Below are 8593 nucleotides of genomic sequence, written 5' to 3'. Positions count from 1 at the left end.
CCGCAATAGAGCGTGCGTGCCTTGTCGATGCCGCCGGACCTGATGCAGTCGAGCGCCAGGATCGGCGGCACGCCTTCGCCGTCGTAGCGCAGCGCGCGATAAGCGGCATCCTCGATGACGGCGATGTCGAGTTCGCCGGCAAGGTCGAGCACCGCCTCGCGCTGCTGGCGGTTCAAGGTCTCGCCGGTCGGATTGGCGAAATCCGGCACCAGATAGGCGAACTTGGCCTTGCCGCCATTAGCGGCAGCCGCCGCGCGATAGGCATCCGGCGTCATGTTGCCGCCGTCCACCGTCAGCCGCTCATAGCGCGGCTCGTAGGCGTTGAAGGCCTGCAAGGCGCCGAGATAGGTCGGCCATGTCACCAGCGCGGTATCGCCCGGCGACAGGAACAGTTTGCCGAGATAGTCCAGCGCCTGCTGCGAGCCAGAGGTGATGAAGATGTTGGCCTCGTCGCAGGCGACGCCGAGCTTGCCCATCTGCCCGGCCAACCAGCGCCGCAGCGGCAGATAGCCTTCCGAGACCTGGTATTGCAGAGCGGCACCCGCCTCTGCACCGCCCAGCACATCGGCATAGGCGTCGCGGATGGCCTCGGCCGGGAACAGCGCCGGATCGGGAATGCCGCCGGCAAACGAGATGATGTCGGGCTGGTCGAGCAGCTTCAGGAGTTCGCGAATTTCGGACGCTTTCATGCGCGACGAGCGCGAAGCCAACAGGTTCATCAAAGTCACGACACGCCTCCCCAGACGCAGCAATATAGGTCAACTTGCCTGACCTATATCCCCTCTTGCCTGCGAATTGAAGTGTGCCTGAACGATTTCCCGAATGCGCCAGCGCAATGCACGAACGCCGCGAGCAATTCCACAAAAAGTGTGCAGCGGTTTTCCGTCCGGCTAAAGGCTCTTCTTGTAGCCGAGATGGCTGCCGATGAAGCCGAGGCTTTCATAGAACCGGTGCGCGTCCGCGCGCGACCTGTCGGTGGTCAGTTGGACGAGGCTGCAGCCGCGCGCCCGGCATTGCGCGATCGCCCATTCCATCATCTGCCTGCCGATGCCGCCCGAGCGCCTGTGGCCGGCGACCCGAACCGCCTCGATCTGCCCGCGCCAGGCGCCCTTGCGCGACAGGCCGGCAAGGAAAGTGATCTGCAAGGTGCCGACCACCTCGGCGCCCTCGACGGCCACCGCCAGCAGCTGGTTGGGGTCGGCATCGATGGCGTTGAAGGCATCGACATAGCCTTGCGCCAGCGGCACCGAGGCGTCCTCGCGGCCGGCGCCAAGCGGATCATCGGCCAGCATGGCGACGATGTCAGGCAGGTCGGAGGCTTGCGCACGGCGGAAGGTGATCATGGTGTCGGGCATATCGTGAGGCGCTGGCAGCGGCAAGATTTGGATACGCTCCCACCGGGCGCTGGCACAACCCTCTGAGGTTCAATCCGCATCACCCGCCGGCTTGGCCTTGCCGCACTGCGCCAGCACCTTGCCGATGGCAGCGCTCGAGCCCTTCAGCGGAAAACTGGTCTGGCCGTATTTGGCCGCGCTGACGCTGACCTCGCCTTTTCCGCGCAGCAGGTCCAGCAGCGGATCGGCTTTCGCCAGATTGACCACGAAGTAGTTGTACATGGCCTCGAGCTGCAGCGTCTTGGTCACCGTCTTGCCGTCGGCCTTGAACTCGAACGAACCGCTGAGGCCGGGCTCCAGTTGCTGGCCTGTGGCGCCGAGATCGAAACTCAGCACCGGCGTGTCGAAACAGGTCAGCATCAGATGCGCATCGCCTTTCGGGCCGCCGCAGACCGAGGCGGTCAGCACGCTGCCGCCCTCGTCTTCCTCCATCTTCGCAGCCCAGCCGCCGCACGACGCGGCAAAAGTCGGCTGCGCGGCCTGCAGGACCGCGACCGCACCGGCGACGACGAGATATCCAGCTCTCATGACTTCCCCCAATTGACCCCCTCTAGGGCATTTGCAGCACCAGCAGGCATTCTATAGGAAAAGCTGTCCTGTGGCATTGCCCGTCGCGCAGATGTCGCCCGGTCCTGATTTTGCGGAGAGCGGTGTTGAGAGCCTGTGTTCGTCTGTGTCTTCTGTTGGCCACCTTGCTGGCCTTGCCGCTCACCGCCCATGCGCAGTGGAAGCCGGTCGAGAAAGTCGAGACCTACGCCATCTCGGGCCAGTCCGGCGCCGAACTCTACCGCTCGATCGGCGAGAAAGGGCCGCTGATCCGCGGCGCCAAGACGCGCACCATGGCCTACACCAACTTCAAACTGACCTGGAGCGGCAGGGACTACAAGCCAAGGGGCAAGGACTGCGTGCTGACAATGGGGCGGCCGAAACTGATCATCACCTACGCCTTGCCGAAGCCTGCGGGTTCGTTGCCGCCGGCCGTCCAGAAGAGCTGGGACGTCTTCATCGCCAGCGTCAGCGCCCATGAACAAGTGCATGGCGCCAGCATGGTGCAGATGGTCCACGACATTGAAGCGGCGACGGACGGCCTGACCATTGCCGACGATCCCAAATGCAGCAAGACCAGGACCGAGGTGGTCAAGCGGCTCGACGCGATCTCGAAGGCGCGTGTACAGGCAAGCCGCGATTTCGACCGCGTCGAATTCGGCGATGGTGGCAATCTGCAGAAACTGGTTTTCGCTTTGGTGACCGGCCCTTGAAACAGGCCACCGCGCCTTTGCGACGCGGCGGCAAGATTTGAAGTCCACCTACCGGCTGAGATCGAGCGCTGCGCTCAGGTCGCCCATCGGCGGCTGGTCGTTGTTGCGCAGCGCCTTGTCGCGGGCAACGATGCCGGTCAGCACCGGCAGATCGTAGCGCGCGGTGATGAAGCGCAGGATCGACGTCGTGTCGTATTGCGTGTGGTCGAGCGTGCCCATCTTCGCATAGGGCGAGATGATGAAAGCCGGGATGCGGTTGCCCGGCCCCCAGCGGTCGGCCTTTGGCGGCGCGACATGGTCCCAGAAGCCGCCATTCTCGTCATAGGTGACGACCACCAGCATGTGGCTCCATTGCGGGCTCTTTTCCAGATGCGAAACGAGGTCGGCGAGATGCTGGTCGCCGCTCGCCACATCGGCATAGCCGCCATGCTCGTTGAGATTACCTTGCGGCTTGTAGAAGCTCACCGAAGGCAGCTTGCCGTCGTCGATCGCCTTGATGAACTCGGCGCCATCCAGGCCACCGTCTCGCAGGTGCTCTGTCCGCGCGGTCGTGCCCGGCGCGTAGGCGGCGAAATAGTTGAACGGCTGGTGGTGGAACTGGAAGTTCGGCACCGGCGTCGCGTTCTTGCCGTCGAGCGTTGCCTGCCAGGCGCCGGCATACCAGGCCCAGTCGACGCCCTTCAGCGTCAGCAGGTCGCCGATGGTGATGTCGTGCTGCGGCGGCAGCGTCGTCGGCTGCGCCGGATCGGCCAGCGCCTTGTCGCCACCCTCGACCGGCTTGTTGGCGCTCGGCTGATAGGGCGGCTGCATGGTGTTGACCGCATAGAAGTCGGGCGTGATGGCGCCGTCATTGACGAATTTCGGTGCGCCGCCAAGTGCCGACGGCGGCGAATTGTCGGCGACCTTCAGCGTCTTGCCGTCGGCTTCGACCACGGCGATCTGCCCCTTCACCGGGCTGGTGTCGGCGTGCGGATAGACCGGCGCGCAGGCGCAGGCGAGCTGGAAATGGTTGAGGAAGGAGCCGCCAAAGGCGCCCTGGAAGAAATTGTCGGCCAGAACGTATTTCTTCGCCACCGCCCACATCGGCAGCACCGATCCGTCATAATGGCCCATCACCAGGCCGCCGGAATCGGCCCAGGCGACGAACTTGTCGTTCTTGCCCGCGTCGATCTGCATTTGCTCCTGATAGAAACGGTGCCAGAGGTCGCGCGTGATGACCGAGGTCTTCTCGTTGAAGCCGCTGGCATCGTCGATGGCGAAGCTGGCATTGGTGAGATGCGCCGACTGCGCCTCGGTGACCGGCGGCGTCACGCCCTTGGCGGTCAGCCCGCCCCAGGCCGGCGGCAATTCCGTAAGCGGCTTGCCGTCGCGGTCGAGCTGCCGCGCCTGGTCGGCCGAGACATTGGCCAGGCCGTTGGCGCCGGGGAAGCCGCCATAGAGATTATCGAAGCTGCGGTTCTCGGCATAGATGACGACGACGGTGTCGATATTGTCGTAGCCGGGCGGTGCGGCCATGGCCGCGCTGGCGAAGGATGCCAGGGCCGTACTGGCGAGGCAAAGGGAGATAAAAGGCCGCGTCATGGGAAGTCCTCATGGCTGGGGGATGGCTAGAGGGGCAATGCATGGCTTGGGGGCAACGGCCATGGCTGCAAAGGCTAAGTCGATGCCTTGTCACCTTTGTGACATCTGCGCTGCCGGCGAACACGGTTGCGTGAGCGGATGGACCAGTCATCAATCCGTTGCAGTGCGCACCTAATTCCCAGGCAAACCGGATTGAACCCATGACGACAGGACGATGGAAAAGCCTGATGATCGCGGCCGCTGCAGCATCGATCTTTGGCTTTGCCGTGACCCTGCCGGCAACCCTTGTTCGCGCTGGAACCGGCAGTGTCCATCCCGGGCCGATGTCGCGGGCGGATGCCTTCGCACGCGCCGCCGCCCTGACCACGCTTGGTCGAAAAATGTTCTTCGACCCGGCGCTGTCTGCCTCCGGCAAGCAGGCCTGCGCGTCCTGCCACGACCCGCACCATGCCTTCGGCCCGGCCTCGGCGGCTTCAGTCGAAATGGGCGGGCCGCATCTCGACCAGCCCGGACTGCGTGCCGTGCCCTCGCTTCGCTATTTGCAGGCCGCGCCGGCCTTCACCGAGCATTTCTACGATTCGGAGGATGAGGGCGACGAGAGCGTCGACAATGGTCCAACCGGCGGCCTGACCTGGGACGGCCGCGCCGACCGCGGCAGCGATCAGGCGAAGATCCCGCTGCTGTCGCCGTTCGAGATGGCCAACAAGGATGCCGCTGCCGTCACCGCCGCCTTGCGCAAGGCCGCCTATGCTGACGACTTCAAGGCGGCCTTCGGCGACGACGTTCTCGACCATCCGGACGATGCTTTCGACGCCGCCGCCGAGGCGCTTGGGACCTTCGAGCAGAGTGCGCCCGACTTCTATCCCTATTCCAGCCGCTACGACGTCTTCCTCGCCGGCAAGGCGACGCTGTCGGCACAGGAATTGCGCGGCCGCGCGCTGTTCGAGGACGCAGCCAAGGGCAATTGCGCCAGTTGCCATCTGAGCGAACCGGCCAATGACGGCGAACCGCCGCAATTCACCGATTTCGGCCTGATCGCCATTGCCGTGCCACGCAACAGGGCGATTCCCGCCAATGCCGACCCCGCCTATGTCGATCTCGGCCTATGCGGCCCGCTCAGGACGGACTTCAAAAGCCGGGCTGACTACTGCGGCCTGTTCCGCACGCCGACGCTGCGCAACGTGGCGGTGCGCAAAAGTTTCTTCCATAATGGCACTTTCCACACCTTGCGCGACGCGGTCGCCTTCTACGCGACGCGCGACACCGATCCCGGCCGCTGGTACCCGAGAAACACCGACGGCACGGTCCGGCAAAACGCCGATTTGCCAAAGGCTTACTGGGTCAACCTCAACCAGGACCCGCCCTTCGGCAAGAAGCCCGGCAACAAGCCAGCTCTCACCGATCCCGAGATCGACGACATCGTCGCCTTCCTGCAAACGCTGACCGACGCCGACCAGCAGGCAGCGCCAGCGAACTGAACCGCCTTGCTCGTTTGGCCTGCCCGCCGGCGAAAGAAAGGGTTCTGGATTTGCCGGATTTGATGCGCCGCAACGCTTGGGACCGGTAAAGAGAGACATATCCCATTAGCGCTTCCTAAACCGCTTTCCGGTAATCCTCGTCACTCGATGGTGGGGCGCCGATGAACGCATTCAGGCGAGCGGCCGGATTTGTTGTTATCATGTTGACCGGCGCGGCGACGCTGGCGGCGTTGCATATCGATGCCCAGCGAAACTTCGCGCTGGCCAAGGAGCGCTATCTCGAGAATTCCCAGGCCGCTTCCAGAGCGACAGCCAAGACCGTCGAAGACGCCTTGCGGGCCGTCTATGAAAATGTGCGGACCTTGACCTATCTGCCCAGCGTCCAAAACCTCGACCGGCATGGCACCAATCTGGGCGACGAAGGCCGCGCGACAATCCAGCAGATCTACAACAACCTCGCCAACAACGTCTCCATTTCCGAAGTTTACTTCCTGCCGCTGGATTTCAACCCGGACCGCTTCGATGCGGTGACCGGCAAGCTCGAGGAGCCGATCCTCCAATTCGACCAGCTGATCGTGAATGCCAAGGCGAGATCCGAGGTCGCCGCGGACGCGAAGCCCGGAAAGTTGGACCAGAATGCCCTGGTTCGCCCCCCCGAGGAGATCGAGACCTATGAATACCACGAACTGGCAAAGCAGCTCGCCTGGCTGAAGACGAACTATCCGAATTCAAGCGCCATCGACGGGCTCAACGTGCCGATTATCGGCACGAAGGAGCTCATCACCTGCGACAACACCGATTTCATCCACACCGGCAATGACGCGGACCGCTCCGGCTTCATCCTTTCGGTCCCGGTCTTCGGCGGGGATGGCAACCTGCGCGGCTCTGTCTCGGCGATCATGCTTACCTCGGCGCTGCGCAAACTGTTGCCGAGCAGCGACTATGTCATCGTCAATTCAGGCTACGGCTTTGAATCCGACCAGCACAAGATGTCGACGGCGCTCGCGGCGGATTCCCGTGCCTTCACGGCGGCCGACCCCAATCTGATCTATTCCGAAGTCATCCCGCTCTCGCTCAACGATCCCAGGAGTGCATGGCGTCTCTGGGCCGGTTTCCCCAACAGCCGGTTCGACAGTAACCTGGACGTCCAGTCCGTGCATGAATTCGAACTGGCCGGTTATGCGGCGGTCGCGGTGGTCACGCTGCTGGCGCTGGCCTGCTGGTATGCGATCGGGCGGACGATGACGATGCAGGTCGAGGCAGCCGAGACCCTGGAGCGGCGGGTCGAGGAACGCACCGCCGAGATCCAGCACCTGGCCACGCATGACATTCTCACCGGCCTGCCCAACCGAGGCCTGCTGGCTGAAACGATGGACGAGGCATTGAGAAGCCTCAGGGACGGCGAGAAGCTGGCCGTCCACTGCGTCGACCTCGACCGTTTCAAGCCGGTCAATGACACGCTCGGCCATCCGGTCGGCGACGAGCTGCTCGGTGCGGTGGCGAAGCGGTTGAAACACCATGCCGGCGAAACCGCCATGGTGGCGAGAATTGGTGGGGACGAGTTCGTCATCCTTCAGCTCCTGCTCGACGGTAACGACGAGGCCGGCGTGCTGGCAAGCCGCGTCATTCATGCCCTGTCCGACGAATTCTCCATCCATGGCCACAAGATCAACATCGGCGGCAGCATCGGCATCGCCGTCTTCCCCGACGACGGGCAAAATTCTGAAACCCTTATTCGCAATGCCGACCTTGCCTTGTACAAGGCCAAGATGGAAGGCCGCGGGACCTGCAGGTCGTTCGAGCCAGGAATGGACGCGAGACTGCAGGAGCGGCGCCAACTCGAATCCGAGCTGGCACTCGGCGTGAAAAAAGAACAGTTCGTCCTGCACTATCAACCGCTGCACGACGCAAAGACCTCGCAACTCACCGGCTTCGAAGCGCTGGTGCGATGGAACCATCCGCGCCTCGGCCTGCTGCCGCCGTCGGAGTTCATCCAACTGGCCGAGGAGACGGGCGTCATCGACGCGCTTGGCGAGTGGATCCTGCGGCGTGCCTGTACCGACGCCGCGAAATGGCCCCTGCCCGTCAAGGTCGCGGTCAATCTCTCGCCGGCCCAGTTCAAACAGCAGGGGCTGTCGCTTCAGGTTGCCGCGGCGCTCGCGGCGTCGGAGCTGCTGCCGTCGCGGCTCGAGCTGGAGATCACCGAGTCGGTGCTGCTGGCGAACAACGAAAACACGCTAAACACGCTGCACGGCCTGCGCGACCTCGGCATCTCTATAGCAATGGACGATTTCGGCACCGGCTATTCCTCGCTGAGCTATCTCAGGTCGTTCCCGTTCAACCGCATCAAGATCGACCGCAGCTTCGTCAGCCTGATGTGCGAGAGCAGCGAAAGCCGGGCGATCGTCAAGGCCGTCGCCGAACTCGGCACCACGCTCGGCATGACGACGACAGCCGAAGGCGTCGAGACCGAGGACCAGTACAGGCTGGTCAGGGAGAATGGCTGCACGGATGTCCAGGGCTGGTTCTTTGGCCGCCCAATGCCAGCCTCCGAGCTTCATGCGCTTTTCGAACAGCCAGAAGCCCTGACCGCGTAATCCGCCAGACAGCACGATGGCACTGGGCGACGCGGCGCTGGCGGCCGCGCGGGATACTTCCTGGCAAGATCGGTAGCGGCACCTAGCTCCGCCAGGCCGCTAGATCGGTCAGGATCCGCGCCTTCAGCGCCGGGTCGGCGTAGCTCGCCTGCACCGACGTCGCGGCGAGTTCACGGATGGTTTCACCGTCCCAGCCGAAGGCCTCGGCGCAGGCGGCGTAGGATGCTTCAAGCGTGGTGTCGAGCAGCGTCGGATCGTCGGTGTTGATCGAGACGGGGACACCG

Annotated in this window: 7 protein-coding genes and 1 pseudogene; 3 read left to right on the top strand and 5 right to left on the bottom strand. The window is 63.8% G+C overall.

Annotated elements, in window-relative coordinates; genetic code table 11:
• The 3 genes from EN993_RS26070 to EN993_RS26060 form a co-directional block, all read right to left on the bottom strand.
• On the bottom strand, positions 1-719 hold a 719-nt coding region (locus tag EN993_RS26070; protein ID WP_164757815.1), incomplete at its 3' end, for a PLP-dependent aminotransferase family protein.
• Between the two features lie 171 nt (positions 720-890).
• Positions 891-1343 carry a GNAT family N-acetyltransferase gene (locus EN993_RS26065; protein ID WP_127265193.1) on the bottom strand — a complete coding sequence of 151 codons (453 nt, stop codon included), beginning with the start codon at positions 1341-1343 and terminating at the stop codon, positions 891-893.
• Between the two features lie 81 nt (positions 1344-1424).
• Positions 1425-1922, bottom strand: a complete 498-nt coding sequence (locus EN993_RS26060; RefSeq protein WP_245468967.1) for a hypothetical protein — start codon at positions 1920-1922, stop codon at positions 1425-1427.
• 152 nt (positions 1923-2074) lie between these two features.
• Here EN993_RS26060 and EN993_RS26055 point away from each other — a divergent pair, with 152 nt between their 5' ends.
• Positions 2075-2653: a DUF922 domain-containing protein gene (locus EN993_RS26055; RefSeq protein WP_164757814.1), complete on the top strand. Its 579-nt coding sequence runs from the start codon at positions 2075-2077 to the stop codon at positions 2651-2653.
• 48 nt (positions 2654-2701) lie between these two features.
• Here EN993_RS26055 and EN993_RS26050 read toward each other — a convergent pair whose 3' ends face one another.
• Positions 2702-4234, bottom strand: a complete 1533-nt coding sequence (locus tag EN993_RS26050) for an acid phosphatase (protein WP_127265191.1) — start codon at positions 4232-4234, stop codon at positions 2702-2704.
• Positions 4235-4434: 200 nt separating this feature from the next.
• On the opposite strand from EN993_RS26050, the gene EN993_RS26045 reads away from it, so the two are divergent.
• A complete protein-coding gene (locus tag EN993_RS26045; protein ID WP_127265190.1) occupies positions 4435-5712 on the top strand; it encodes a cytochrome-c peroxidase in 1278 nt (425 codons plus the stop codon).
• A 161-nt stretch (positions 5713-5873) separates the two neighbouring features.
• A complete protein-coding gene (locus tag EN993_RS26040; protein WP_245468966.1) occupies positions 5874-8309 on the top strand; it encodes an EAL domain-containing protein in 2436 nt (811 codons plus the stop codon).
• An 82-nt stretch (positions 8310-8391) separates the two neighbouring features.
• On the opposite strand, the pseudogene EN993_RS26035 reads toward EN993_RS26040, so the two are convergent.
• A pseudogene (locus EN993_RS26035) lies at positions 8392-8593 on the bottom strand (adenosine deaminase); the annotation flags it as partial.

This window comes from Mesorhizobium sp. M7D.F.Ca.US.004.01.2.1 (assembly GCF_003997785.1).
In the GTDB taxonomy this organism is placed as follows: domain Bacteria; phylum Pseudomonadota; class Alphaproteobacteria; order Rhizobiales; family Rhizobiaceae; genus Mesorhizobium; species Mesorhizobium loti.
The sequence above is the reverse complement of the archived record's forward strand: the minus strand, read 5'-3'. Positions and strand labels throughout refer to the sequence as shown.

Bases quoted from the DNA above. Each gene is read 5' to 3' on its own strand.
- EN993_RS26065 (WP_127265193.1), bottom strand. From the start codon at position 1,343: ATGATCACCTTCCGCCGTGCGCAAGCCTCCGACCTGCCTGACATCGTC.
- EN993_RS26060 (WP_245468967.1), bottom strand. From the start codon at position 1,922: ATGAGAGCTGGATATCTCGTCGTCGCCGGTGCGGTCGCGGTCCTGCAG.
- EN993_RS26050 (WP_127265191.1), bottom strand. From the start codon at position 4,234: ATGACGCGGCCTTTTATCTCCCTTTGCCTCGCCAGTACGGCCCTGGCA.
- EN993_RS26045 (WP_127265190.1), top strand. From the start codon at position 4,435: ATGACGACAGGACGATGGAAAAGCCTGATGATCGCGGCCGCTGCAGCA.
- EN993_RS26040 (WP_245468966.1), top strand. From the start codon at position 5,874: ATGAACGCATTCAGGCGAGCGGCCGGATTTGTTGTTATCATGTTGACC.